This window comes from Actinomyces israelii (assembly GCF_030253495.1).
Taxonomy (GTDB): Bacteria; Actinomycetota; Actinomycetes; order Actinomycetales; family Actinomycetaceae; genus Actinomyces; species Actinomyces israelii.
In genome coordinates, this window is record NZ_CP124548.1 from 1,629,261 (window position 1) to 1,653,138 (window position 23,878).

General features: G+C 72.1%; 24 protein-coding genes. 15 read left to right on the forward strand and 9 right to left on the reverse strand.

What is annotated here, in order from left to right; all coding sequences use genetic code 11:
* Positions 1–9: 9 nt before the first annotated feature.
* The gene (locus AIF0345_RS06650; RefSeq protein ID WP_285297722.1) at positions 10–1,416 is read right to left on the reverse strand and encodes a family 4 glycosyl hydrolase; all 1,407 of its coding nucleotides are present in this window, start codon (positions 1,414–1,416) and stop codon (positions 10–12) included.
* The gene (locus AIF0345_RS06655; RefSeq protein WP_043564825.1) at positions 1,413–2,162 is read right to left on the reverse strand and encodes a DeoR/GlpR family DNA-binding transcription regulator; all 750 of its coding nucleotides are present in this window, start codon (positions 2,160–2,162) and stop codon (positions 1,413–1,415) included. Before AIF0345_RS06655 ends, AIF0345_RS06650 begins: the two co-directional genes overlap by 4 nt.
* Positions 2,163–2,275: 113 nt before the next feature.
* On the opposite strand from AIF0345_RS06655, the gene AIF0345_RS06660 reads away from it, so the two are divergent.
* The 8 genes from AIF0345_RS06660 to AIF0345_RS06695 all read left to right on the forward strand — a co-directional run bounded on the left by AIF0345_RS06660 (position 2,276) and on the right by AIF0345_RS06695 (position 8,475).
* Positions 2,276–3,298: a carbohydrate kinase family protein gene (locus AIF0345_RS06660; protein WP_285297723.1), complete on the forward strand. Its 1,023-nt coding sequence runs from the start codon at positions 2,276–2,278 to the stop codon at positions 3,296–3,298.
* Positions 3,295–4,245, forward strand: a complete 951-nt coding sequence (locus tag AIF0345_RS06665) for an ABC transporter substrate-binding protein (protein ID WP_285297724.1) — start codon at positions 3,295–3,297, stop codon at positions 4,243–4,245. The genes AIF0345_RS06660 and AIF0345_RS06665 overlap by 4 nt, the downstream gene beginning before the upstream one ends.
* Positions 4,176–4,679 carry a type 2 periplasmic-binding domain-containing protein gene (locus AIF0345_RS06670; RefSeq protein ID WP_285297725.1) on the forward strand — a complete coding sequence of 168 codons (504 nt, stop codon included), beginning with the start codon at positions 4,176–4,178 and terminating at the stop codon, positions 4,677–4,679. Before AIF0345_RS06665 ends, AIF0345_RS06670 begins: the two co-directional genes overlap by 70 nt.
* Positions 4,680–4,793: 114 nt before the next feature.
* Entirely contained in the window at positions 4,794–5,720 is a 927-nt protein-coding gene (locus tag AIF0345_RS06675) for a carbohydrate ABC transporter permease (protein ID WP_285297726.1), read from the forward strand.
* Positions 5,717–6,526 carry a carbohydrate ABC transporter permease gene (locus tag AIF0345_RS06680; RefSeq protein WP_285297727.1) on the forward strand — a complete coding sequence of 270 codons (810 nt, stop codon included), beginning with the start codon at positions 5,717–5,719 and terminating at the stop codon, positions 6,524–6,526. The genes AIF0345_RS06675 and AIF0345_RS06680 overlap by 4 nt, the downstream gene beginning before the upstream one ends.
* A 167-nt stretch (positions 6,527–6,693) precedes the next feature.
* On the forward strand, positions 6,694–7,155 hold the full coding sequence (locus tag AIF0345_RS06685; protein ID WP_268917893.1) for a VOC family protein: 462 nt from the start codon (positions 6,694–6,696) through the stop codon (positions 7,153–7,155).
* Positions 7,156–7,216: 61 nt separating this feature from the next.
* Entirely contained in the window at positions 7,217–8,065 is an 849-nt protein-coding gene (locus AIF0345_RS06690; protein WP_285297728.1) for a GDSL-type esterase/lipase family protein, read from the forward strand.
* Entirely contained in the window at positions 8,065–8,475 is a 411-nt protein-coding gene (locus AIF0345_RS06695) for a DUF1304 domain-containing protein (RefSeq protein ID WP_273167762.1), read from the forward strand. Before AIF0345_RS06690 ends, AIF0345_RS06695 begins: the two co-directional genes overlap by 1 nt.
* 34 nt (positions 8,476–8,509) lie before the next feature.
* Here AIF0345_RS06695 and AIF0345_RS06700 read toward each other — a convergent pair whose 3' ends face one another.
* Positions 8,510–9,562 carry a zinc-binding dehydrogenase gene (locus AIF0345_RS06700; RefSeq protein ID WP_268917868.1) on the reverse strand — a complete coding sequence of 351 codons (1,053 nt, stop codon included), beginning with the start codon at positions 9,560–9,562 and terminating at the stop codon, positions 8,510–8,512.
* A complete protein-coding gene (locus AIF0345_RS06705; RefSeq protein ID WP_285297729.1) occupies positions 9,552–10,112 on the reverse strand; it encodes a PadR family transcriptional regulator in 561 nt (186 codons plus the stop codon). The genes AIF0345_RS06700 and AIF0345_RS06705 overlap by 11 nt, the downstream gene beginning before the upstream one ends.
* A gap of 101 nt (positions 10,113–10,213) precedes the next feature.
* Here AIF0345_RS06705 and AIF0345_RS06710 point away from each other — a divergent pair, with 101 nt between their 5' ends.
* From AIF0345_RS06710 to AIF0345_RS06725, 4 genes are read left to right on the forward strand one after another with little or no spacing between them, the layout of a single operon-like run.
* Positions 10,214–11,140: an ABC transporter ATP-binding protein gene (locus AIF0345_RS06710; protein ID WP_229118647.1), complete on the forward strand. Its 927-nt coding sequence runs from the start codon at positions 10,214–10,216 to the stop codon at positions 11,138–11,140.
* Positions 11,137–11,805, forward strand: coding sequence for an ABC transporter permease (locus AIF0345_RS06715; protein WP_273167768.1), 669 nt, complete (start codon positions 11,137–11,139; stop codon positions 11,803–11,805). The genes AIF0345_RS06710 and AIF0345_RS06715 overlap by 4 nt, the downstream gene beginning before the upstream one ends.
* Complete coding sequence (locus tag AIF0345_RS06720) at positions 11,802–12,476, forward strand: ABC transporter permease (RefSeq protein WP_043564835.1); 675 nt, start codon at positions 11,802–11,804, stop codon at positions 12,474–12,476. The genes AIF0345_RS06715 and AIF0345_RS06720 overlap by 4 nt, the downstream gene beginning before the upstream one ends.
* Positions 12,476–13,468, forward strand: coding sequence for an ABC transporter substrate-binding protein (locus AIF0345_RS06725; protein ID WP_043564837.1), 993 nt, complete (start codon positions 12,476–12,478; stop codon positions 13,466–13,468). Before AIF0345_RS06720 ends, AIF0345_RS06725 begins: the two co-directional genes overlap by 1 nt.
* On the opposite strand, the gene AIF0345_RS06730 is transcribed toward AIF0345_RS06725, so the two are convergent.
* Entirely contained in the window at positions 13,440–14,528 is a 1,089-nt protein-coding gene (locus AIF0345_RS06730) for a LacI family DNA-binding transcriptional regulator (protein WP_285297730.1), read from the reverse strand. The genes AIF0345_RS06725 and AIF0345_RS06730 overlap by 29 nt on opposite strands.
* A 379-nt stretch (positions 14,529–14,907) precedes the next feature.
* Here AIF0345_RS06730 and AIF0345_RS06735 point away from each other — a divergent pair, with 379 nt between their 5' ends.
* Positions 14,908–15,756, forward strand: coding sequence for a TIM barrel protein (locus tag AIF0345_RS06735; RefSeq protein ID WP_285297731.1), 849 nt, complete (start codon positions 14,908–14,910; stop codon positions 15,754–15,756).
* On the forward strand, positions 15,753–17,162 hold the full coding sequence (locus AIF0345_RS06740) for a sugar porter family MFS transporter (protein ID WP_285297732.1): 1,410 nt from the start codon (positions 15,753–15,755) through the stop codon (positions 17,160–17,162). Before AIF0345_RS06735 ends, AIF0345_RS06740 begins: the two co-directional genes overlap by 4 nt.
* Positions 17,163–17,248: 86 nt before the next feature.
* On the opposite strand, the gene AIF0345_RS06745 is transcribed toward AIF0345_RS06740, so the two are convergent.
* Positions 17,249–17,935: a fructose-6-phosphate aldolase gene (locus AIF0345_RS06745; RefSeq protein WP_229118649.1), complete on the reverse strand. Its 687-nt coding sequence runs from the start codon at positions 17,933–17,935 to the stop codon at positions 17,249–17,251.
* A 35-nt stretch (positions 17,936–17,970) separates the two neighbouring features.
* Positions 17,971–20,433: a glycyl radical protein gene (locus AIF0345_RS06750; protein ID WP_285297734.1), complete on the reverse strand. Its 2,463-nt coding sequence runs from the start codon at positions 20,431–20,433 to the stop codon at positions 17,971–17,973.
* 148 nt (positions 20,434–20,581) lie between these two features.
* Between AIF0345_RS06750 and AIF0345_RS06755 the strand changes: the two genes are divergently transcribed.
* Positions 20,582–21,361, forward strand: coding sequence for a 4Fe-4S cluster-binding domain-containing protein (locus AIF0345_RS06755; RefSeq protein WP_273167160.1), 780 nt, complete (start codon positions 20,582–20,584; stop codon positions 21,359–21,361).
* Between the two features lie 161 nt (positions 21,362–21,522).
* Here AIF0345_RS06755 and AIF0345_RS06760 read toward each other — a convergent pair whose 3' ends face one another.
* Together AIF0345_RS06760 and AIF0345_RS06765 are read right to left on the reverse strand one after the other, a co-directional pair.
* Entirely contained in the window at positions 21,523–22,716 is a 1,194-nt protein-coding gene (locus AIF0345_RS06760; RefSeq protein ID WP_268917861.1) for a PTS transporter subunit EIIC, read from the reverse strand.
* Positions 22,713–23,789 carry an ROK family protein gene (locus AIF0345_RS06765; RefSeq protein ID WP_268917860.1) on the reverse strand — a complete coding sequence of 359 codons (1,077 nt, stop codon included), beginning with the start codon at positions 23,787–23,789 and terminating at the stop codon, positions 22,713–22,715. The genes AIF0345_RS06760 and AIF0345_RS06765 overlap by 4 nt, the downstream gene beginning before the upstream one ends.
* Between the last annotated feature and the right edge of the window lie 89 nt (positions 23,790–23,878).

Genomic DNA, 23,878 nt, shown 5'->3' on the forward strand with positions numbered 1-23,878 from the left:
CGGGGCTCCTCAGCGTTCGAAGACCCGCGCCACCTCGGGGCTGCTGCGGAGGTAGCCGTCCAGGATGCGGCGGGCCGCGCGGACGGAGTCGACCAGGGGATGGGCCGCCAGGGCCCGCCACGCCAGGGTGAGGTCCCCGCTGAGCGCGGCGTCGATCGCGAGCTCCTCGCAGCCCTTGACGGCGCTGACCAGTCCGAGCTCGGCGCCCGCCAGGCGCCCCACCCGCCGGGGGTGCACCCCGTCGGCGTCGACCACGCAGGGCACCTCCACCACCGCGTCCTCGCGCAGCTGCGGCACGAGGAGCCCGGCGCCGTCCAGGCCGTGGGCCTGGGCGTTGCCGACGTCGAGGATCATCCGGGCGGGCCTCCCCGTGGACACGGCCGTCATGAGGTCGAGCGCCACCTGCTGGTAGCCGCCGCCCGCCAGGTCCTCCTCGCGCCGGTCCAGCTCGCCGGGCCGGCGCGACTCGGACATGTACGTGGCCTCCCGCTGCCGGTGGGCGCGGGTCCACAGCTCCCCGGCCCGTCCGGGCTCCCTCTCGACGGCGTCGTAGAAGGTCTCCTGCTGGCGCTCCAGGAACTGCCCGCGGGTGAGGGCCTCCCGGCGAATGCGGGCCACGGACTCGCGGTTGAGGTAGTAGTAGAAGAGGTACTCGTTGGGCAGCATGCCCAGGGCCCGCACCCAGTCGGCGCCGAGGACGCGGGCCTCCTCGATGCGTTCCAGGGCCTCGTCCGAGGCCAGCAGGTCGGGCAGGCGGTCGTGCCCGGCCGTGCTCAGCGAGCGCAGCCAGCCCAGGTGGTTCAGCCCGACGTAGTCGAAGTCGAGCTCCCCGCCATCGGCGGTGCCGACCCGCCTCTCGTCCAGCCCCAGGGCCGCCGCGACCCGGTGCACCAGGCCGATCGGGGTGTCGCAGATGCCCACGACGCGCTCGCCCAGGAGCGTGCGCATCGCCTGAGTGATCAGGCCTGCCGGGTTGGTGAAGTTGATGACCCAGGCCTCGGGCGCGAGGTCCCGTACCACGCGGGCGAGCTCCATGGCGGCGGGGACGGTGCGGAAGGCGTAGGCGTAGCCGCCGACGCCCACCGTCTCCTGGCCGAGCACGCCGTGGTCCAGGGCCACGCGCTCGTCGACGACGCGCCCGTGCGCGCCTCCCACGCGGATGGCCGAGAAGACGAAGTCCGCCCCGCGCACGGCCTCGGCCGGCTCCGTGGTGGTCACGACCGCGGGGGCGTGGGGAAGGCCGAGGTCCGCGATGACGGCGCGCATGACGTCCAGGCGGCGCCGGGAGACGTCGTAGAGGCAGACCTCGTCCACCTCGAGTCCCGGGTAGGGGCCGGTTCCCGCGCGGGCGGCGGCGAGCACCTCGATCACCCGGGGGACGCGGAAGCCTCCGCCGCCTGCGATCACGAGCCTCATACGGGGATGACCTCCGTGTCGGTGCTCTCCAGGGACGGCAGCGGGTCCGTCGCCGGGGCGGCGGTGGTGACAACCGTCTGAAGGTCGGTGACCGGGCACACGGGCAGGAGCCCCGACCCCGGGAACTTGTCGGTGGTGGCCAGCAGGCAGGTGCGCTCGGCCGCCTCCCGGATGGCGTGCTTGATGGGAACCTCGGTACCTGTGGAGTCGAGCACCGTGCCGTCGGGGCGCAGCCCGGAGGCGCCCATGAAGGCCACGTCGGCGCTGAGCTGGGCCAGGGCCTGCAGGGGCAGGGCGCCCACGAGGGAGAGGTAGGAGGGGCGCAGCAGCCCCCCGAGCACAATGAGCTCGACGGCGCGATCCTCGCGCAGCTCGTCGACCACGGCCAGCGAGGCGGTCACCACGGTGATCTTCCGGCCGCGCAGGTGGCGGGCGGCCGCCGCGCAGGTGGTGCCGATGTCGATGAGCACGACGTCACGGTCTCGCACCAGGCGCGCCGCGGCGGCGCCGATGCGATCCTTCTCGGGCGCCGAGCGGACGGCCACGTGCGAGAAGGGCTGCTCGTCCGCCTCCGCGGCCCCGCCGCCGCGCACGCGCTGAAGCCTGCCCTGCCGGTCGAGGTGATTGAGGTCGCGGCGGATCGTCGACTCCGAGACCTCCAGGCGCCGGGCCAGGTCCGCGACGGTGGCCCCGCCCTGCTCGCGCACCAGGTCGAGTATCGCGGAACGGCGCTGTGGAACCAACATGCTCGAAGATTACAGCACGTGCGCGATTCTTGCTCGACTATGACTGGATTTGCTCATTATTGGCATCTGGTGGCATCATTGAGGCGGGATGCGCTGCTGACAAGGAGGTCGCCGTGAGAAGCATCAGCCGTCCTGTCTGCGTTGCGGGCCCCGTCTTCCTCGACGTCGTCATGAGCGGCCTGTCCCGCGCCCCGCGCCCGGGGGAGGAGCAGTGGGTCCCGGAGTGCGCCGTCGCCCCCGGAGGCGGCGCCAACCAGGCCGTCGTGCTGGCGCGGCTCGGAGCGCCCGTGATGGTGCGCTGCGACCTGGGCGAGGACCGCGCCGGAGACCTGGTGCGCGGCGCCCTCGCCGAGGAGGGCGTTGACCTCCGCCACGCCCGCCGGGTGGAGCGCCAGCCGGTCACGGTGTCCCTGGGCCTCGACGGCGACCGGGCCATGACCAGCTGCGGGTCGGACGCCACCCCGCCGCTGGCGGGCCTCCCCGCCCCCTGCGCGCTCCTGGCCGACCTGCGCGCCCTGGCGGCGAACCGGAGGACCATCGGCTCCTGGCGCACCGGGCGGGAGCCCGCCATCGTCGTCGGCGACGTCGGCTGGGACGCCACCGGCCGATGGGACCCGGCCGACCTCGCCGCGCTCGACATCGCGGACGCCGTCACCCCCAGCGACGCCGAGGCCGTGCGCTACACCCGCACCGGTTCAGCGCGCCACGCGGCCCGCGCGCTCGCCGAGCGGGTCCCGGTGGCCGTCGTCACGTGCGGGAGCCGCGGCGTCGTCGCCTGCGACGGCGAGCAGGAGATCGCCCTGCCGGCCGCCCCCGCCCGGGCGGTGGACGCCACCGGCGCCGGAGACTGCCTCACCGCCGCCCTGACCTGGGGCCTGATCCACCGCCTGCCCCTGAGGACGGCCCTCAGCCTGGCGAGCATCGCCGCCTCCCTGGCGGTCGAGCACCCGGGCGGCTCGGCCGGCGCCCCCACCCCCGCTCGGCTCGCCGCGCGCGCCCGCCGGATCAGCCCCGTCCCCGGCTACGACCTCAGCTTCCTGGACCTGCTCGACGCCATCGACGCCATCGACGCCGTCGACGACGTCCAGGCGATCTCCCCGACCACTCCGCAACCGCATGAAGGAGCCCCCCGTTGAGCCCCACCCCTCTTGCCGCCGTTGTCGCCTCGCGCACCATGAGCCGCCGCGGCCTCCTGCTCGGCTCCGGTGCGCTCGCCGTCGCCGCCTCCCTGTCCGCCTGCGCCCCCAAGGGCGGCTCCGCCTCGGCCGGCGCCACCCCCGTGGAGGTGTCCACCGACATCGCCTCCGCGCCCGAGCAGATCCTCACGGTCTGGGACCAGGAGGTCCGCGGCGGCCAGAACGAGCAGATGCAGCGTCTCAACGACGCCTTCATGCGGGCCTGCCCGAACATCACCATCAACCGGGTCTCCCAGTCCTTCGACGACCTTCAGACCACCCTGCGCCTGGCGCTGACCGGCGAGGACGCCCCCGACGTCGTCGAGGCCAACAACAGCCGCAGCACCATGGGCCAGCTCGTCTCCGCCGGCCAGCTGCGCCCGCTGGACCCCTGGATCAGCGCCTACGGCTGGGACGCCGCCTACCCGCCCTCCATCCTGGCCTACTCCTCCTACTCCGCGGACGGAGCCACCTTCGGGGAGGGCTCCCTGTGGGGCCTGCCCCAGGTCGGCGAGGCCGTGGGCATCTACTACTCCAGGTCGCGCCTGTCCGCCCTGGGCCTGGCCGCGCCCCGGAGCTGGGAGGACTTCACCGGCCAGCTCGCCACCATCAAGGACGCCGGGCAGACCCCGCTCATGCTCGGCAATGTCGAGAAGTGGCCCGGCCTCCACGTCTTCGGCCCCGTCCAGGGCGCCCACGTGGACGCCGCGACCATCCGCGCCCTCGGCTTCGGCAGTGCCGGGGCCTCCTGGAACACCCCGGAGAACCTCGCCGCGGCCACCGATGGGCCACCAGGGGCTACTTCAACGACGGCTTCAACGGCCTCGACTACGACACCGTGTGGCAGAGCTTCTCCCGGGGCGACGGCGTCTTCCTCATGGCCGGCTCCTGGCTGGCGCCCGACCTGAAGGCGGTCATGGGCTCCGACGTCGCCTTCATCCTCCCGCCCAGGGCCGCGGGGATGGACAAGGTCCGCACCACCGGCGGCACCGGCCTGCCCTTCGCGATCACCTCGGCGGCCAAGGACCCCAATGTCGCGGCGGCCTACATCAGCTTCATCACCAGTGCCGAGGCCATGCAGGTCCTGGCCGACACCGGCAACGTCCCGGTCAACGGCACCGCCGGCTTCGCCACCGCCGAGGACTCCGTGACCAACGACGTCATGCGCGCCTTCAGCGAGCTGACCACCGACGGCGAGATCCTGCCCTACCTCGACTACGCCACACCGACCTTCGACCAGGTCCTGGGCGACGCCCTCCAGGGCCTCCTGGACGCACGGACCCGGCCCCAGGAGTTCACCGACGCCCTCCAGGCCGCCTACACCGAGTTCATCGACGGCTGACGGCCGCTGACGGCCGCTGACGGCCGCGGCCCGACCGCCGCCGCAGGCCCGCAGGCCGCCACGCCCGCACAGGAGACGCAGGAGACGCAGGAGACGCAGGAGACGCAGGAGACCATGAGCGCACAGACCGACAGGCCCCGCCCGCCGGCGCCGCACCTCCCGGCCAAGCCGTCCAGGCGCAGCGGACGCAGGCTCGCCGCGCTCGGCCTCATGGCCCCGCCCCTGGCCCTCTACGGGGCGTTCATGCTCTACCCCCTGGCCCGCGTGCTTCTGCTCTCCCTCTACCGGTGGGACGGGCTGGGCACGGGGACCTGGGCGGGGGCGGACAACTACGTGCAGACCCTCTCCGACGACCGTCTCCTGGGCGCCTTCGGGCACGCCCTGGTCCTCATCGTCTTCTACGCCCTCATCCCCCTGGCCATCGGCCTGGTGCTGGCCGACCTGCTCACACGCGCCCGGCTGAAGGGCCTCGGCTTCTTCCGCACGGTGGTGTTCCTGCCCCAGGTGGTCGCCATGGTGGCGCTGGCGGTCGCCTGGCGGCGCATCTACGCCCCCGACGGCTTGCTGAACTCAGCCCTGCGCGCGCTGGGCCTGGACGCCCTGACCCGAGCCTGGCTGGGGGACTTCTCGACGGCGCTCATCGCCGTCGGCCTCATCGGCACCTGGGTGAGCACCGGGCTGGTGACGGTGCTCCTCATGTCCGGGATCGCCGCCATCCCCAGGGACTACTACGAGGCCGCCACGCTCGACGGGGCGGGCTGGTGGCGGCGCCTGTGGTACGTGACCCTCCCCGGAGTCAGGGCCGAGATCCTCGTGTCACTCACCCTGACCATTATCGCCGCGCTCAAGACCTTCGACCTGGTCTACGTCACCACCTCGGGAGGGCCGGGCGCATCCACGACCGTGCCCTTCTACGAGGTCTACAACCAGGCTTTCCGGCTGGGCCGGGTCGGGACGGCCTCCTCCCTCGCCGTCATCCTGACCGCGGTCATCTTCGTCATCAACCTGACGATCAACCTCTTCGGGGAGCGCGGACGATGAGAGCCTCCGCCGCCGAGAAGACCGCCGGCTATGCCGTCCTGGTGCTCTTCGCGCTCCAGGCCCTGGCCCCCATCGCCTACGTCCTGCTCCTGGCGCTGAGCCCCCAGGGCGTCGGGCAGACGGGCTGGGGGCATGTCGAGAACTTCGCCGCCGCATGGGAGCAGGGCCACTTCTCCCAGTACATGCGGAGCTCGGCGCTCATCACCGTCCTGGTGGTCGGCGCCGCGCTGGTGCTCTCGCTCATGAGCGGATACGTCCTGGGGATCCTGCGGCCCCGGGGATCCGAGGCGCTCTTCTACGTCTTCCTGCTGGGCATCATGGTCCCCTCCGAGGCGGTCGTCCTGCCCCTGTTCTTCGACCTGCGCGGCCTGGGGCTCACCGACACCGTCTGGGCGGTGGCCCTGCCGCAGACGGCCCAGTCGCTCGCCTTCGGCACCTTCTGGATGCGGGCCTTCTTCCGGGGCGTGGACCCCGCGATCCTGGAGGCGGCGCGGATCGACGGCGCCGGCGACATCCGCATCCTGTGCTCCGTGCTCCTGCCCATCGGGCGGCCCGCCGTCGTCACCCAGATCGTCCTGACCTTCATGTGGACGTGGAACGACTTCCTCATCCCCCTGGTGATGTCGCCCTCGGGGCGGGTGCGCACCGCGCCGCTGGGGCTGGCCCTCTTCCAGGGCCAGTACACGCAGGGCTCCACCCTCCTGGCCGCCGGCGCCGTGCTCGTGGCCCTGCCCACGGCGGTGCTCTACCTGGCTCTCCAGAGGCAGTTCATCTCCGGGATGACGGAGGGCGCCGTCAAGGGCTGAGATCCTCCCCGGGGATCTGTTCCGAGGCCGCCGGCCCGGGCCCGCGGCCGCCGGGGGCCGGGCAGAACCGGCGCCCCCGGAGTCAGTCATCTAGAATGCGCAGTGCCTCCCTGCGCGAGCAGACGCCCGGGACCGAGTACCAGCACGCCGCCCGAGAGGACGTACGCATGCCCCGCATCGACCACGCCGCCGTCTGGGTCTCCGACCTCGCCGGCGCACGCGACTTCTACGCCCGCTGGTTCGCAGGACGGTCTAACGGCGAGTACCACAATCCCAGGACCGGCCTGCGCACCTTCATCCTCACCTTCGCCCCCGACACCTCCGGCGATGCGCCCGGCAGACCCGGCGGGCGCGGTAGCCGGCTCGAGCTCATGAGCCGCCCCGACATCACCGCCCGCCCCGACGCCGAGGCCCTCGGCTGGGCCCACATCTCCTTCGCCCTGCCCGGCCGCGCCGACGTCGACGACCTGGCCGCCCGGGCGCGCGCCGCCGGGGTGCCCGTGGTCGACGGGCCCCGGCTCACCGGCGACGGCTACTACGAGGCGGTCCTGCTCGACCCCGAGGGCAACCGCGTCGAGATCGTCGCCGGCGACTACACCGACGAGGTCGCTCAGCGCCCCGGCGCATGAGCCGCCGGTGTGCCCGATCCCGCAGATCGGCGGCGGGCGCGCGGTCGTAGACTCGCGTCACGTGAGCACCTCTCCATCCGGGCCCGCGCCCGGCCGCGGCATCCGTCGCGGGCTGCGCCGTTCCCTGGCCGTCGCCGAGGCGGCGCTCGCCCGCCGCACCGTGCGTCTCGCTCCGGAGCCGCCGGGGGAGCGCGAGGGCGTCGTGACGCCCGACGGGACGACGGCGCCCGCCGGCTCCGGGGCCGTCCGCGGCTCCAGCGCGCCGCTCAGGCTGGCCGCCGTCGGGGACTCCCTCGTCGCCGGCTCGGGCGTGCAGGCCCAGGACCAGGCCCTCGTGCCGCGCATCGCCCGCCTCGTCGCCGCCGGGGCCGGGCGCGACGTCGAGTGGGCCACCCACGCCAGACTGGGGGCGACCATGCGCCGCGTGCGCTACCGCTTCCTGCCCGAGGTGGACGACGCCGACGTGCTCTTCGTGTGCGCCGGCTCCAACGACCTCATGGCCCGCCGCAGCCTTCAGGAGTGGACCGATGACCTCGCGGCCGTCCTGGACGGCGCCGCGCGGCGCGGTCGGCACGTCGTGGCCTGCAGCGCCGGCCAGCTCTACCGCAGCCCCGCCCTCATGGCGACCCTGCGCTCGGTCCTGCGCGAGTGGACCGACGCCCAGACCGAGGCCTCGGCGGCCGTCTGCGCCGAGCGGGGCGTGCCCTTCGTCGATGTCGCCCACTGCGACCTCAAGGACGGCTTCTGGGCCGACGACGGCTTCCACCCCTCCGCCGCCGGCTACGAGATGGCCGCGGGCATGATCGCGCGCGTCGTGCTCGCCGGGCTCGAGGACGACGCGCCCCACGGGTCAGGCAGCGGCGCGGACGACCTCGTCTCCGCGCACCCGGCCGAGGAGCGGGCCTCGTAATGCGGGCCGTCACATCCGTCGGCCTGGCCGCCGCCGTCCTCGCCGCCGCCCTCCACGTCCTCATCTTCTGGATGGAGTCCATCGCCTGGGAGGGGCCGCTGGCCCGAAAGACCTTCGGCGGGACCCCCGCCGAGGCCCGGCCCCACGCCTTCTACGCCTACAACCAGGGCTTCTACAACCTCTTCCTCGCTCTTGAGGCCCTCCTCGGCGTCCTCCTCCGGGCCGCGGGCGGCCCGGGCCCCGCCTCCTGGGCGGGGACGGCCCTGGCGCTGTTCGGCACCGGCTCCATGCTCGCCGCCGCGCTCGTCCTGGCCCTGAAGTCGCCCGCCCACCGCGGCGCCGCCCTCAAGCAGGGATCGTTGCCCGCGATCGCCGTCGTCTGCCTGGCCCTGGGGGCCCTCCTGGGATGAGGGCCGGGGCGGTGCCGGCGGACCTGCCGGGCCCTCAGCCCCAGGGCAGGCCCACGAGCTTGCCGGTGTGCGCGCCCGCGGCCATGTCCCGCTGCGCCGTCACGATCTCCTCCAGCGGGTAGGCGTGCACCGGCGCCAGGTCGAGCCCACCCGCCGCGACCCGGTCCAGGACCCGCTGGAGCTCGGCCGCGGGCAGGTTGTGGGCCTGGCCCGAGTAGGTGGTCAGCCTCACCCCGGTGGGGATCCAGTCCATCGGGTAGAAGTCGGGGATCGCCCAGGAGTCCGACAGCATGCCCGCGAAGCACACCGTGCCGCCCGCGGCCGTCGCCGCCAGCGAGTCGCGCAGCGCGGGGACACCCACGAGCTCCAGGACCGCGTCCACTCCCTCGGGCAGACGACGGCGGACCTGCGCCGCCACGGCGCCGTCGTCGAGCAGGGCCTCCACGCCCCGGGAGGCCAGGAGCACCCGCCCCGCCTCGCGCCGCGAGGTCGCCAGGACCCGGCAGCCCCGGTCCGCCGCGAGCGCGGCCGCCGCCAGTCCCAGGGCGGAGGTCCCGCCCCGCACGAGCAGGGACTGCCCCGGCCGCAGGTCCAGGCCGGTGGTCAGCGAGCCGTGCGCCGTCTGCAGGGTCTCGGGCACCGCGCCGATGACCTTCCACGGCAGGTCGGAGGAGAAGACGATGACCTGCTCGCGGGGCACGACGACGTACTGCGCGTAGCCGCCGTCGAAGGCCCGCCCCATACCGCCCATCATGGTGGCCGCCTGCGAGCCCGCGGCGAGCACGCCCTCGGGGTCGAGGTCGACGACGCCGGCCGCCTCGATGCCAAGGACCCGCGGGTAGGACATGCCCTCGGCCTGCCCGGTCACCGAGTGGTACTCGCTGCGGTTGAGGCCGAAGGCCATGACCCTGATCCGCACCCAGCCCGGTCGGGGCGAGGGGACGGGCAGGTCGGTGACGTGCAGGTTGTCGATGCCGGGCGCGGTCAGGACCGCGGCCCGCATGGTGGTGGGCGTCACAGGAGGCTCCTTGGTCGGCTTGTGCCCGGCGCGACCGTGCGCCGGAGGTGCGCGCGTCTCAGTGCTCATCGTGCTCATCGTGCTCATCGTGCTCGTCGTGCTCGTCGTCGAGCATCTCGTGCAGCCACTCGATCTCGGCGCGGCGGGCGGCGCCCGCCACGCGCGCCATGCCCCGGCGGTACGGGTCGGGCTCCCGGGCGGAGCGGCGGGGCGCGCCGTCGTCGTAGAAGAAGGCCGGCGCCGGGGCCTGGAGGATCGCCAGCCGACGGCGGAGCACCGCCTCGCGGTCGGCTGCGGCCGGCAGGCGCGACAGGAAGGCGAGCACCGTCAGGAAGCGGGGCGTGGAGGTCATCTCCGTCTCGTCGGGGTGGCGCAGCCGGGCGTGCAGGTGCTCGCGGCCCGCCGTCGTGATCTCAATGCGGCGCCGGGCGCGGCCCCGCCCCCCGGGCCTCGCGGTGCGGACCAGGTAGCCGGCTGCCTCCAGGCGGGCCAGCGCGGGGTAGAGGGCCCCGTCGGACAGGTGGCTCCCGGGGCCGCCGAGCTCGACGATGCGGCGGCGCAGCTCGTAGCCGTGCAGCGGGCCGTCGTCGAGGAACCCGAGGATCTTGAGGGCGAGCACGACACGCAGGATACATCGAATCGACGTAAGCGGGTCGGGGCTGCTACGGTGGACGCGCGTGCCGGACAGATGTGCGTGCACGCGGAAGGGAGACCCCGAGCGTGAGTTCTGCCCCCGGCGTGGCCCACACGGCCAGCACCATCGAGTTCGACGCCGTCACCAAGCGCTATCCCGCACTCGCGGGCGGGCGGAGGGACGCCCCGCCGGCCGTCGAGTCCTTCTCCGCCTGCTTGCCCGTGGGCACCATCACGGTTCTGCTCGGCTCCTCCGGCTGCGGCAAGACGACCCTGCTGCGCATGGTCAACCGCATGGTCGAGCCCACCGGCGGGCGCATTCTGCTCGACGGCCAGGACGTGCGCGAGCGCGATCCCGTCGCGCTGCGGCGCTCCATCGGCTATGTCATGCAGACCGCCGGCCTGCTCCCGCACCGCCGGGTTCTCGACAACATCATCCTCGTGCCCCGCCTGAACGGAACCGATCGCCGGGCCGCCCGCACGCGCGCCCTGGAGCTCATGGACATGCTGGACCTGGACCGCGAGCTCGCCCAGCGCTACCCCCACCAGCTCTCCGGCGGGCAGGCCCAGCGCGTCGGGGTGGCCCGGGCGCTGGCCGCCGATCCCGGCGTCCTGCTCATGGACGAGCCCTTCGGCGCCGTCGACCCGCTGGTGCGCCGCGAGCTGCAGCGCGAGCTCCTCCGCATCCAGGCGGACCTGGCCAAGACCATCGTCTTCGTCACCCACGACGTCGACGAGGCCCTGCTGCTCGGCGACGAGATCATCCTGCTGAGCGAGGGCGCCAACATCGCTCAGCGGGGCACCGGCGCCGAGCTCGTGGCCGCCCCCGCCGACGGCTTCGTCGCCCGCTTCCTCGGCCTGGACGACTCCGAGCGCGCGCTGCGCCTGCGCGAGGTCGCCGGGAAGCGGGTCGTCCAGGATGCGGCCGGGAGGACGCTGGGCGTCCTGGACGACGCCTCCGCCGCCGAGCAGGCAGCTGGGCGGGCCCGCGCTCACGAGGCGGTCGGCACGTGAGCTGGCTGCTCGCCAACATCCCGCAGGTGGAGGCCCACCTGATCGCCCACCTCCTGCAGGTGGTCCCGGCGGTCCTGGCCACGTTCGTGCTGTCCCTGCCCCTGGCGCGCCTGGCGCAGCGGGTCGCGCCCCTGCGGGCGCTCATCGTCTCCGGGGCCTCGCTGATGTACGCCGTCCCCTCCTTGGCCATGTTCGTCATCCTCCCGCTCGTGCTGGGCACGGGGATCCGCGACGTCGCCAATGTCGTGGTCGCCCTGACCCTCTACGGGCTGGCGCTGCTCGTACCGACCGCCGTCGAGGCCCTCGAGGCGGTCGACCAGCGCGTGCGCGACGCCGCCACGGCCGTGGGCATGGGGACGGTGCGCCGCTTCCTCACCGTCGAGCTGCCGCTGGCCGGCCCCGCCATCCTGGCCGGGCTGAGGGTGGTGACCGTCTCCACGGTGTCCCTGACGACGGTCGGGGCGGTGCTGGGCGTGCGCAGCCTGGGCTGGCTCTTCACCGAGGGTCTGCAGCGCGGCCTGACCGCGGAGATCCTCACCGGCCTGGTGATCACGGTGCTGCTGGCCCTCGCCCTCGACGGCCTGGTCGTCCTGGGAGGACGGGTGCTCATGCCCTGGACCCGCGGCCGGCGCGCCGGGGCGCAGGCCGACCAGGAGGACGCATGAACTACCTTGAGAGCACCCTCGACTACATCCTGGACGCCGACCACTGGACCGGTGCCATGGGCCTCGGCACTCTCATTGCCCAGCACGTGGGCTACTCCCTGCTGGGCGTGGGCGTCTCCGCGATCATCGGGGTGCCGCTGGGATGGTGGGTGGGCCACACCGGCAGGGGGCGGGGCCTGGCCGTGGCCGTCTCCGGGGCCGTGCGCGCCCTGCCGACGCTGGGCCTGATCACCCTGTTCGGCCTGGCGCTGGGCATCGGTCTGCGCGCGCCATTGCTCGCCCTGGTCATCCTGGCCCTCCCCAGTGTGCTGGCGGGCGCCTACACGGGCATCGAGGCCGCCGACCACATGGCCGTCGACGGCGCCCGCGCCAGCGGCATGAGCGAGGCCCAGGTGCTCGTCCGCGTCGAGATCCCCCTCGGAGCGCCCCAGCTCGTCGGCGGGCTGCGCTCGGCCAGCCTCCAGGTCATCGCCACCGCGACCCTGGCCGCCTACACCGGCGCGGGCGGACTCGGCAGTCTCATGTTCCTCGGCCTCAAGACCCAGGAGTACACCATGATGCTCGTGGCCTCCCTTCTGGTCGTCGTCCTGGCACTGTTCTCCGAGGCCGTCTTCAGTACCGTTCAACGAGCCGTCGCACCGGCCGGCACGCGCCACAGGAAGGACTCCTGATGCTCTCCACCACCCGCCGCCGTCTTCTTTCCGGGACGGGCCTGGCTGCTCTGGGCGGCGCGCTCGGCGCCTGCGGTCTCGGCAAGGACCCCTTCGCCTCTGAGCGCGGCGGCAGCGGGGGGAACGGGCCCATTGTCGTGGGCAGTCAGCAGTACTTCTCCAATGAGATCATCGCCGAGCTCTACGCCCAGATCCTGGAGGAGGCCGGCTACACGGTCACGCGCACCTACCAGATCGGGCAGCGCGAGATCTACCTGCCCCAGCTCGAGTCCGGCGACATCGACGTCATCCCCGAGTACGGCGGCAACCTCCTCCAGTACTACACCAGCAAGGACCAGGCCACCACCGGGGCCTCCGCGGAGGCGCCCACCGGTACGGTCTCCGACGCCGGGACCGGGACGGCGGCCGACGCCGACTCCGTGCGCGCCGAGCTGCTCGCGGTCCTGCCCGGGGGTCTGACCATCCTGGCCTCGGCCGAGGCCACCGACCAGGACACCTACACGGTCACCCGTCAGGCCGCCGACGCCCACGGCCTGACCTCCATCGCGGACCTCGCCAAGCTCGGGCGAACCGTGATGGTCGCCGCGAACTCCGAGCTGTCCACCCGCCCCTACGGGCCGAGCGGGCTGAAGTCCGCCTACGGCGTGGACGCCAAGGTCGAGCCGGTGGAGGACACCGGGGGCCCGCTCACAGTCAAGGCGCTGACCGACGGCACCGTGGACGCGGCCAATATCCCCAGCTCCAGCCCGGCCATCGTGGACAACGGCCTCGTCGTGCTGGAGGACCCCAAGGGCCTCATCCTCCCGGAGAACGTCACCCCGCTGGTGCGCAGGACCCTCGCCGTCGGCGCCGCTCAGGCCATTGACACGGTCTCGGCGCGTCTGGGCATTGAGGAGCTGCGCGCCCTCAATGCCCGCTCCACCGAGGAGAAGGTCGGCTCGGGCGTCATCGCCTCCGACTGGCTCAAGGAGCAGGGCCTGGTCGGGGGCTGATGCCGGTCCACCGGCGATCGGCCCCGGCGGGCGGGGCCGTCGAGGCCCGCTCGATCAGGCGGGGGACCAGCACCTGCTCGGTGGGCAGATACTGGTCTGCGGCGCGCCCGATCGCCCGCTCCAGCGCGAGCCGGGCCATAAGACCCGGGTTCTGGTCGATGGTCGTCAGCGGGACGAGAGCGGCATCGGAGCGGCGGGCGTTGTCGAAGCCGATCACGCTGACCCGCCCCGGCACGTCCACGCCCGCCATGAGCAGCCCCTGGAGGAGGCCGAAGGCCGCCCGGTCGTTGAAGGCCGTGATCGCCGTCGGCAGCTCGTGGCCGGATTCTTCGAGGAGCTCGGCGGCCGCATGCGCCCCGTGCTCCTGCTCGAGTCCGCCGGGCAGGACCGAGGCCTGCGCGCTCAGGCCGTGCGCCGCCATCGCCTCCAGGTAGCCGGCCCGCCGCTCGGGGCTCGACGGCGCGGTCCCGCCGTCGACGTGCACAATGCGCCGGTGCCCGAGGCCCACGAGGTGGTCGACCGCCATGGCGATGCCGCCGCGGTCGTCGATGCGCACGACATCGACGCCGGGGCAGGACAGCGGGCGGGCGACCGCGACGACGGGGACCTCGGCGGCCAGCATGCGCAGACGGGCGGTGCCGAGCGCGGGGGCGACCATGATCAGCGCCTCGCAGCGGTCGCGCAGAAGGGTCTCGGCGGCCCGCCGGTCATCGACCGGTCCGACCACGGCGGACAGCACCAGCTCGTGCCCGCTGGCCTCCGCGGCCGCGTACAGGCCGTCGATGATCTCGGCGTGAAAGGGCTGGTGCACCCCGAAGGTGACCCCGATGAGCCCCGAGCGCGCCGATCGCAGGGCGCGCGCCCGCTGGTCGGGTCGGTAGCCCAGGCGCGCGGCGACCGCCTTGACCCGGCGCCGAGTCTCCTGCGAGGCCCCGGCGGCGTCCCGCATGACGATCGAGGCCAGGGAGACCGAGCAGTCGGCCTCGCGGGCGACATCGACGAGCGTCACCTTCCGGGCGCGCCCCCGTGAGCGCCCGCCCTCTCGTGGCTTTTTCGTCACGGCTTTCCCGCCTCTCTTCGACTGCGCCGTCGCCCGGCGTTCCGCTGAGCGACGGCGGAGCATTACGGGAGCAACTGTATCAGCTAGAAATCTAGAACGTTATCGCGAGACTCGCATGTCACATATCGTTGTGATTGCTGAGAAAGATCACTATCAATTTACAGACTTGACGTCGCCTCGGTCCTATGCGTCTAGAACGTGCTAGTTTCCTTGTCACCACTGGCCGGCACCGGAGCCGTCCGGTGGAGCCTCGGACCCGCCCAGTGAGGAGCAGCCCCTCGAGGCGCGGGCTCCGCCGCACATGACGCGCACATGACGAAGGAACCACCATGTCACCCGCTCCGCCCGTCCGCATCGTCGCCACCCAGGAGGCCGCCCGATGAGCACTGTCACCGTTCCCGCCGACAACGCCTTCACCCTCGCCGCCTGCGCCGAGATGATCTTCACCGACCTGCCCTTCCTCGACCGCGCGCAGCGCATCGCCGCCCGCGGGCTGAAGGTCGAGATGTGGGACTGGTCCGCCAAGGACCTCGACGCCCTGGCCTCCGCGCGCGCCGACGGCGTCGAGGTCGTCTCCATGACCGGCTACATCGAGGGCGACCTCACCACCGACGACGGCACCGCCCGCCTGCTGGCCACCGCCGAGCAGTCCCTGGCGGCCGCCGAGAAGATCGACTGCCCACGCCTCAACGTCCACGGCACCGGGCTGGGGGAGGGCGGCATCCCCGTCGTCGCCAACGAGCACCCCACGCCCGCGGACTGGCTGCGCGCCGCTCACACCCTGCGGCGCCTGGCCGAGCTCGGAAGGGCGGCGGGCCGCACCTTCACCCTGGAGAACCTCAACCTGCCGGTCGACCACCCCGGATGCCCCTTCGCCCTGGCCCGGGACACCCGCACCCTGGTCCGGGCCGTCGACTCCCCGCACCTGCGGATGAACCTCGACCTCTACCACGCCCAGATCGGGGAGGGGAACCTCATCGAGCTGTGCCGCGCCTGCCGGCCGTGGATCGGGGAGATCCAGGTCGCCGACGTCCCCGGGCGCGCCCAGCCCGGCACCGGCGAGATCAGCTACAGCGCCGTTGCCGTCGCACTGGGGGCCATGGGCTACCACGGCACTGTCGCCATGGAGGCCTTCGCCACCGGGAGCAGCGACGACGCCCTCGACGACTTCATCCGGACCTTCTCCCTGCCGCCTGAGTCCCTGCCGTCCGAGGGGGCGCCCGCATGAGCGCCGCGACCAACCGGCCCGCGCCTGACCAGCGCGGCGTCGACCGCCGTCTGCTGACCATCCGCTCCATCGCCACCCTGGGCGGCCTGCTCTTCGGCTACGACACCGGGGTCATCTCCGGGGCGCTGCCCTTCCTGAGGAACCCGGTCGCCGAGGGCGGCCTGGCGCTGACCGCCTTCGACGAGTCGATCGTCACCAGCGCCCTGACCGTGGGGGCGGCCCTGGGGGCCCTGAGCGGCGGGAGGCTGTCCGACCGCTTCGGCCGCAGGCGCAACATTATGACGGTGGCCGTCATCTTCCTCATCGGCGCGCTGGGCTGCTCGCTGGCTCCCAGCATGCCGGTGCTCACCGTCTTCCGCTTCGTCCTCGGGCTGGGCGTCGGCGGGGCATCGGCAACCGTGCCGGTCTACCTCTCCGAGCTCTCACCGGTGGAGATCCGCGGCACCATGGTCTCCCGCAACGAGCTCATGATCGTCACCGGCCAGCTCCTGGCCTACACCTGCAACGCCGTCATCGCCACGGTGTGGCCGGGCGCCAACGCCTGGCGGTGGATGCTGGTCCTGGCCACCCTGCCGGCGATCGGGCTGTGGGGCGGCATCCACCTGCTGCCCGAGTCGCCCCGCTGGCTGGCCCGCAAGGGACGCCTCGAGGAGATGTGGGCCGTCCTGAACGAGGTCCGCACCCCCGACCGGGTGGAGGAGGAGGGCGAGGACATCGTGCTCCGCGTCGAGGAGGAGGCCCGCATGGGCGGCGGCTCCTGGGCCGACCTGAAGGTGCCGTGGATCCGCAGGATCACCCTCATCGGCATCGGCCTGGCCCTGCTGTCGCAGCTCACCGGGGTCAACGGGATCATGTACTACGCCCCCACCATCCTGATCTCCACGGGAATGGGGTCGCAGGCCTCGATCGTGGCGACCATCGCCAACGGGGCGGTCTCGGTGATCTCGGTGTACATCGGCATCACCTACTTCCTCATGCGGCTGCCGCGCCGCCGCATGATCGTGACCGGGCAGATCGGCTGCGTGGCCTCGCTGATCGCCCTGGGGCTGGTCTTCCTGCTGCCCGAGTCGATGGTGCGCAGCCTCCTGGTGCTGCTGTTCATGCTCTCCTTCCTCTACTTCATGCAGTGCTTCATCGGCGTGACCTTCTGGCTCATGCTCTCCGAGATCTTCCCCATGCGCGTGCGCGGCCTGGCCAACGGCATCGCCGTGCTCTGCAACTGGGTGGGCAACGTCATCGTCACCTTCACCTTCCCGAATCTCATCGAGGCGGTCCAGGGCAATGTGTTCTTCATCTTCGCGGCCGTCAACCTGGGGACCCTGGCCTTCTACGTCAGGTTCCTGCCCGAGACCAAGGGGCACTCCCTGGAGTCCCTGGAGCGCCACTTCGAGGAGAGGTACTCCTGACCGTTCTCCTACGACGCCGGGGCCCGGAACCGCGCGAAGGCGGCGGGCCCCGGCCCGGGCCGGCCTCCCCGGGCCGGCCGGCCCGGCTACAGCAGGGTCTCGCGCCCGAAGGTGCCCGCCCAGTCCCGGGTGAAGCCGGCCAGGGCGGCGGTGACATCGGCGGACTCCAGGGCGCCGCGCACCACCTCGGGGGCCGCGGTCACAGCGTGCGCCCCGGCGGCCAGGGCCCGGTTGACCTGTCCGGCGTTCTTGAAGCTCGCCGCCAGGACCTTCGAGCCCGTGCCGGCCCGGTCGGCCATCGCCGCCAGGTGGGCCACCACCGCGTAGGGGTCCACATCCAGGCTGGCCATGCGGTTGACGTAGGGGGCCAGGTAGTCCGCCCCCGCCGCAATGGCCATGGTGCCCTGAAGGCGGGTGTAGACGGCGGTGGCGGTCACGCGCACGCCGTCGGCCTTGAGCGCCTTGATGGCGCGCAGGCCCTCCTCGGTCACCGGGACCTTGACGTACACCCCCTCGTCCACGCCGTCGAGGAGGGCACGGGCCTCGGCCAGCATCCCGTCGGCATTCGGGGCGATCACCTGCACGTGCAGGCCGCGCTCGGCGCCGATGATGCTCCGGACGGCGCGCAGGTGGTCCAGCAGGTCCACCGCGCCCTCCTTCTTGATAATGCTGGGGTTGCATGTGATCCCCGTCAGGGGGTAGATGTCCGCGCCGGCCTCGACCTGGGCGAGGTCGGCGGTGTCGAAGAGGATCTCCAGTCCCGTGGTGGTCATATCCGTGCTCCTGCTCCTCGTCCTGTCCGCCCGGCTCAGAGGCTCTGCTCCGTGCGGGCGATAATGTCGTCCTGCGTGGCCCGGGACAGCACGTTGAAGAAGGCGGAGTAGCCGGCCACGCGGACAATGAGGTCGCGGTGCTTCTCCGGGTGGGCCTGGGCGTCCAGGAGGGTCTCGCGGGAGACCACGTTGTACTGGACGTGGAAGCCCTCCAGGCGGTTGAAGAAGGTCCGCAGCATCATCATGAGCTTGGCGCGGTCCTCCGGCTTGCGCAGCATGGAGGGGTTGACCTTCTGGTTGAGCAGGACTCCGCCGGTGATGTCGTGCGTGGGGAGCTTCCCCACGGACTTGAAGACCGCGGTGGGACCGTTGACGTCGGCGCCATGGCTGGGGGAGCAGCCCTCCGCCAGCGGCTCGCCGGCGCGGCGGCCGTCGGGCGTGGCGGCGGTGCCGGCGCCCTGGGGGACGTTGGCGGAGATGGAGGAGGTGCCGGCGTAGTAGACGCCGCCGACCGGGCCGCGGCCGTAGCGGGTGTTGCGGCTCTTGCGGATCTCGTCGATGCAGCTGTTGTAGGCGTCCACGAGCAGGGCGTCGACGTAGTCGTCGTCGTTGCCGTACTTGGGGGCCGCCACGAGCTGCTCGCGGATCTGCTCGCCGCGCTCGCCGGCGAAGTCGGACTGCAGGGCCGCCCACAGCTCGTCGGCCCCCATGCTGCGGTCCTCGAAGACGCACTTCTTGATGGCGGCCAGGGAGTCGCCCAGGTTGGCGATGCCCACCTGGAGGCCGGAGACGTAGTCGTAGACGGCGCCGCCCTCCTTCAGGGGCCTGCCGCGGCCGATGCAGTCCTCCACCAGGGCCGAGCACAGGATGTCCGGCACCAGCTCCTCCAGCGCCAGGTCGCAGGCCGAGTCCAGGGTGACGGCGGCCCGCTGGAAGGCGCGCACGGTTACGTCCCAGGCGCGCATGACCTCGTCGAAGGAGGTCATGTCCCCCAGGCGGCCGCAGGCCGGGGCCAGGCGCGTGCCCGTGGCCGGGTCGAGGCCGTCGTTGAGGGCCACCAGCAGCGTCTTGGGGAAGTTGAGGAAGCTCATGCCGGTGCAGCGGTAGCCCCACTTGCCGGGTACGGCCACCTCCACGCAGCCGATGGCGGAGAAGTCGCGGGCGTCGGCGGGGTCGACCCCCTTCTCGATGAGCGAGGGGATGATGACCTCGTCGGAGTTGAAGGCCGGCATCCCGAACCCCAGGCGCATGACCTCGACGCACTCGGAGAGGAACTCCTCGCTCAGCCCCCGGTGGTAGCGCACCGTCAGGTTGGGCTGGGGCAGGTGGGTCTGGGCGACGGCGCGCAGCACCACGTAGGAGAAGGCGTTGACCGCGTCCCTCCCGTCCCGGGTCTGCCCGCCGACGGTGACGTTCTGGTAGAGCGGGCCGCCGGCGGAGAAGCGGGTGTGGGACCAGCTGCGCAGCTTGGCCACGGTGATGACCTTGAGCCACAGGTTGGTCAGCAGCTCGGTGGCCGAGTCCCGGGTGATGCGACCGGCGGCCAGGTCGGCGTCGTAGAAGGGGCCCATGTACTGGTCGAAGCGCCCAAAGCTCAGGGAGTGCCCATTGGACTCGATCTGCAGGACCGCCTGGATGAGCCAGACCGCCTGGACGGCCTCGTGGAGCGTGGTGGCCGGGTGCTCGGGCACGCGGCGCAGGATCCGCGCCATCTCGGTCAGCTCGGCGCGGCGCTCGGCGGCCGGCTCGGCGGCGGCCAGGTCCTCGGCCAGGTCGGCGTAGCGGTGGGCGAAGGCGATGACGGCGTCGATGACGATGAGGACCGCGCGGTAGAAGTAGGACTTCCTCAGGCCCTCGGCGTCGGTGGCGTCCAGGGCGTCGAGCGCCTCCCGGGTGCGCCGCTTGTAGGCGGCCAGGCCCTCGGCCAGGAGCCGCGGGTAGCTGACCGCGATGTGGGCGTCGCCGGAGGTGATATTGCCCTCGGGGTGGATGATGCCCAGGTCGTAGAAGACGCGCGCCTGCGGCGGCATGTTCGCCAGCCCGTGCTCCTTGAGGGTCCGCCCCTCCCAGAAGGGGGCGATGTCCCGCAGGGCCTGCTTGGTCTCCTCGGTGATGGTGTAGCGGTCGCCGGGGCGCTTGTCGAACTCGTCGAGCTCCTCGATGACCCAGTCCATCGCGTACTCGGGCATGATGGCGCTGGCCCGGTTGGTGGAGGCCAGGTTGCCCGCGATGAGGGTCTCGGGCTCGATGTAGATGCTCATGCCCTCCAGGACGGAGCGCAGCATGTGGGCGCGCCTGAGGACGACGGGGTCGGCCGCGTGCTCCCGGTAGACGCGGGTGGTGATCATGGCCCGCTCCGCGCAGACCGACGGCGTGGTCTCCAGGAGGCGGTCGCGCCAGGAGGCCATGCGCGGGGTGAGGGCGCCGAAGTGCGGCTCGGGGGCCGCCTGGGCGGCGTCGGCGCCGCGGGTGGATGCGGGGGCCTGGAGGATGGTCATTGCTGCTGTCTCTCGTTGTGGGCGGCCGGCTGCCGCGGGCGGGTCGGTGGGGCCCGGGGGAGGGAGGCTCGCCGGATCTCTTGCTCCCTTCGAGCACAAGTATATATACTTACGAACGAAAGATACAAGTACTTGCGGAGGAGTCTCGGTGCCGGCTGACAGGGGGCAGGTCCTCAACATCCAGAAGTTCTCCATCCACGACGGGCCGGGTATCCGCACCGTCGTCTTCCTCAAGGGCTGCCCCATGAGCTGCCCCTGGTGCGCCAACCCGGGGTCCCGCAAGCTCCAGGCTCTCCAGGTCCACGACCCCGACCGGCCCGGGGTCCTCGTGCCCGACTCCAGGCAGTGGACGGTCCAGGAGGTCCTCGACGTCGTCATGCAGGACAGGCCCTTCTACGAGGAATCCGGCGGCGGGGCCACCCTGTCCGGGGGGGAGGCCCTCGTCCAGCACCGCTTCGCCGTCGCCCTGCTGGACGCCTTCCGTGCTGAGGGCCTGAACAACGCCATCGAGACCACCGGGTACTGCGCCCCCGCCATCTTCGAGAAGGTCCTGGACCGTATTGACACCCTCCTTATCGACGTCAAGCACTGGGACGCCGTCGCCCACCGCGTGTGGACCGGTGTGGACGACGCGCTGCCCAAGGCGAACCTGCGCCGCGCCCTGGATCGGGGTGTGCCCACCGTGGTGCGCATCCCCTGCGTCCCCGGGGTCAATATCACGCTCGACGACGCCCACGGCTTCGCCCGGGTCCTGCGGGACCTGGGGGTCGAGGAGGTCCAGCTCCTGCCCTTCCACCAGTTCGGGGAGCGCAAGTACGAGCTGCTGGACTGGGAGTACCGCTTCTCGGGGGTGCCGGCCCTCCACGAGGAGGACCTGGAGGATTTCCGCCGCACCCTGGCCGGCGACGGCGTCGCCGCCTACTTCTAGGCGTCTGCTCTCAGTCCCGGCCCCGGGCCGCCACTCTCCCGCCCGGCTTCAAGCGCCCGGGGCGACGGTGTCCTCGCCGCAGGAGCGCGGCGAGGACACCGCCCCGGGCCGGGGCCGGCCCCGGAGGCTGTGCGAGGCGCCTTTCCGGAAGTCCGGCCTTCTCACGTGCGGATCGCCTCACCGTCCTTCAGCGCTGCCGGCTCACCGGGGAAGCGCATGATGAGTGAGAGCGCGAAGGCCAGGACCATCGCGCCCAGACACCCGACGGCCATCAGGGCGAAGCCGTGGCCCAGGAAGACCGGCAGGGTGGCCAGGCCCGGGAAGGCGAAGCTCATGGCGGAGGCCCCGGAGGCTCCAACGGTGGCGCCTCCTACGGCGCCCGAGATGCACACGGCGACCAGGGGCTTCTTCAGCGGAAGGGTCACGCCGAACATGGCGGGCTCGGTAATGCCGAAGCAGGCGCTCAGCGCGGCGGACAGGCAGATCGCACGATAGGGGCGCGAACGGGTCTTGATGCACACGGCCAGGCAGGCGCCTGCCTGGGCGAAGACCGCTGGGGCGAAGAAGGCCAGGATCGTGTCCGATCCGAACTCGCTGATATTGCTTATTGCGATGGGCACCAGCGCCCAGTGGAAGCCGAAGAGCACCATGAGCTGGATGAGTCCTCCCAGGATCGTACCGGCGGCAACGGGGCTCAGTGCGTAGACCCAGTTGTAGCCGGCGGCCAGGGCGCTGCCGATCGTCGTGCCGAGCGGCCCCAGCGCGACCAGGGTGGCGCCGCCGACGACGAAGACGCTGATCAGCGGGGTGAAGGGACCCTCGACAACCTCGGGCAGCAGGCGCCTGCACGCCGCCTCCACGTAGCGCAGCAGCACGACGGCCAAGATGATCGGGATGACGCTGGCGGCGTAGTTCACCTTCCCCACGGGGATTCCTACGAAGGTGACGGGCTGGCCGCCGGCGAGCGCCTCTGTCAGCTTCGGGTAGAGCAGCACCACGGCGATGAAGACGGCGGTGAAACGGTTGGCCTTGACCAGGTTCGCCGTGGTGAAGGCCAGGAAAACCGGCAGGAAGGCGAAGAACGCGTCCGCCATGGCATTGAGAACGGCGTACGCGGAGCTCTCCGTGGGGAGCCGGCCGGTCATGGTCAGGGCCGCGAGCAGGCCCTTGAGGATGCCGGCAGCGGCCAGGGCGTTGAGCAGCGGAAGGAAGATCTGCGAGATCGCATTGATGGCCGCATCGAGCAGCCCCCGGGGTGAGAACCCGGAGCCCTTCGAAGCGGTGCTCTCCGGCGGCTCAGGGAGGTTCTCGGGTGCAGGTGCCGGCTGCTCGGCGGGGTGCGCGGCGGTGCTCACTGGAACATCAGCTCCGCAGCGCCGATAATGCCGAAGTCGTTGCCGAGCTCGGCCTCCTTGAAGTACACGGGCATGTCGTTGTCGTTGTAGGCGTCGAAGAGCTCGCGCACGCGGGGGAAGAGCCGATCGCCGAAGTTGAGCAGACCGCCGCCGAAGACGAAGCAGTTGATATTGAGCAGCACGTAGAGGTTGTAGGTCCACACCGCCATGTACCGGGCCATCTGCTCCACCGCCCACCGGGCCAGCTCGTCGTCGGCGTCCCAGGCCTCTTCCAGGGTGCGTGCGGTGATATTCTGCGCGCCCCCGGCGAGCTCGGGCATCATGGACGCCGCGCCCGCCTCAAGACGGGCGCGGACATGCTTGACGATCATGGACCCAGAGCAGTACGACATGAGGCAGCCGCGGTTGCCGCAGCCGCACTCGATGCCCTCGCCCGGCGTGACGATCATGTGCCCCGACTCCCCGGCCCAGCCGTAGCGGCCGCGGAAGAGGTCGTTGTTGATAATGATGCCCGAGGAGATACCGGTCGACACCGGGCAGTAGAGCATGTGCCGGAATCCCCGCCCCGCCCCGTGACGGTGCTCGGCGAGCGCCCCGGTGTGCGCGTCGTTGTCGATGAGGACGCGCACGCTCCCTCCCAGGGCGGCCCTGAGATAGGAGCGCGCCGGGACGTCGTGCAGCAGCGGAAGGTTGGCTGTCTTGATGATCCGGCCCTCCTCGTACAGGACGTAGGAGGGCATGCCGATGCCGATGCCGCGGAGCTCGTCGATCGTCAGCCCCTGGTCCTCAGCCAGTGCGCGGCAGGTCCCGACAATGCTGTCGAGGAACTCCTCGGGGGAGGCGGAGGGGTCGGCGGGGACCTGGACGCGGCTGGTCAGCTCGCGCTCCCCGTTGAACAGCCCGTAGGCGACCTTGGTTCCGCCGACGTCGACTCCGATGGTGAAGCCGGTGCGGGTGGTGGGCGTGAAGACGGATGAGCTGGTGCTGCGGGGCAGCGTCCCAATTCCGGGCGGCCGGGTGTCGCGCTGGCGGCGCAGTGAGCCAATGTGCTCAATGGGTACGGTCAGAGTCATGGTAGGCACCTCTCTGTGCGGATTCCTTGGACTGGTTCGCGGTACGCGGGTCATGGACAGGTACAGGTACCTGCTATTGGCAGCAATGG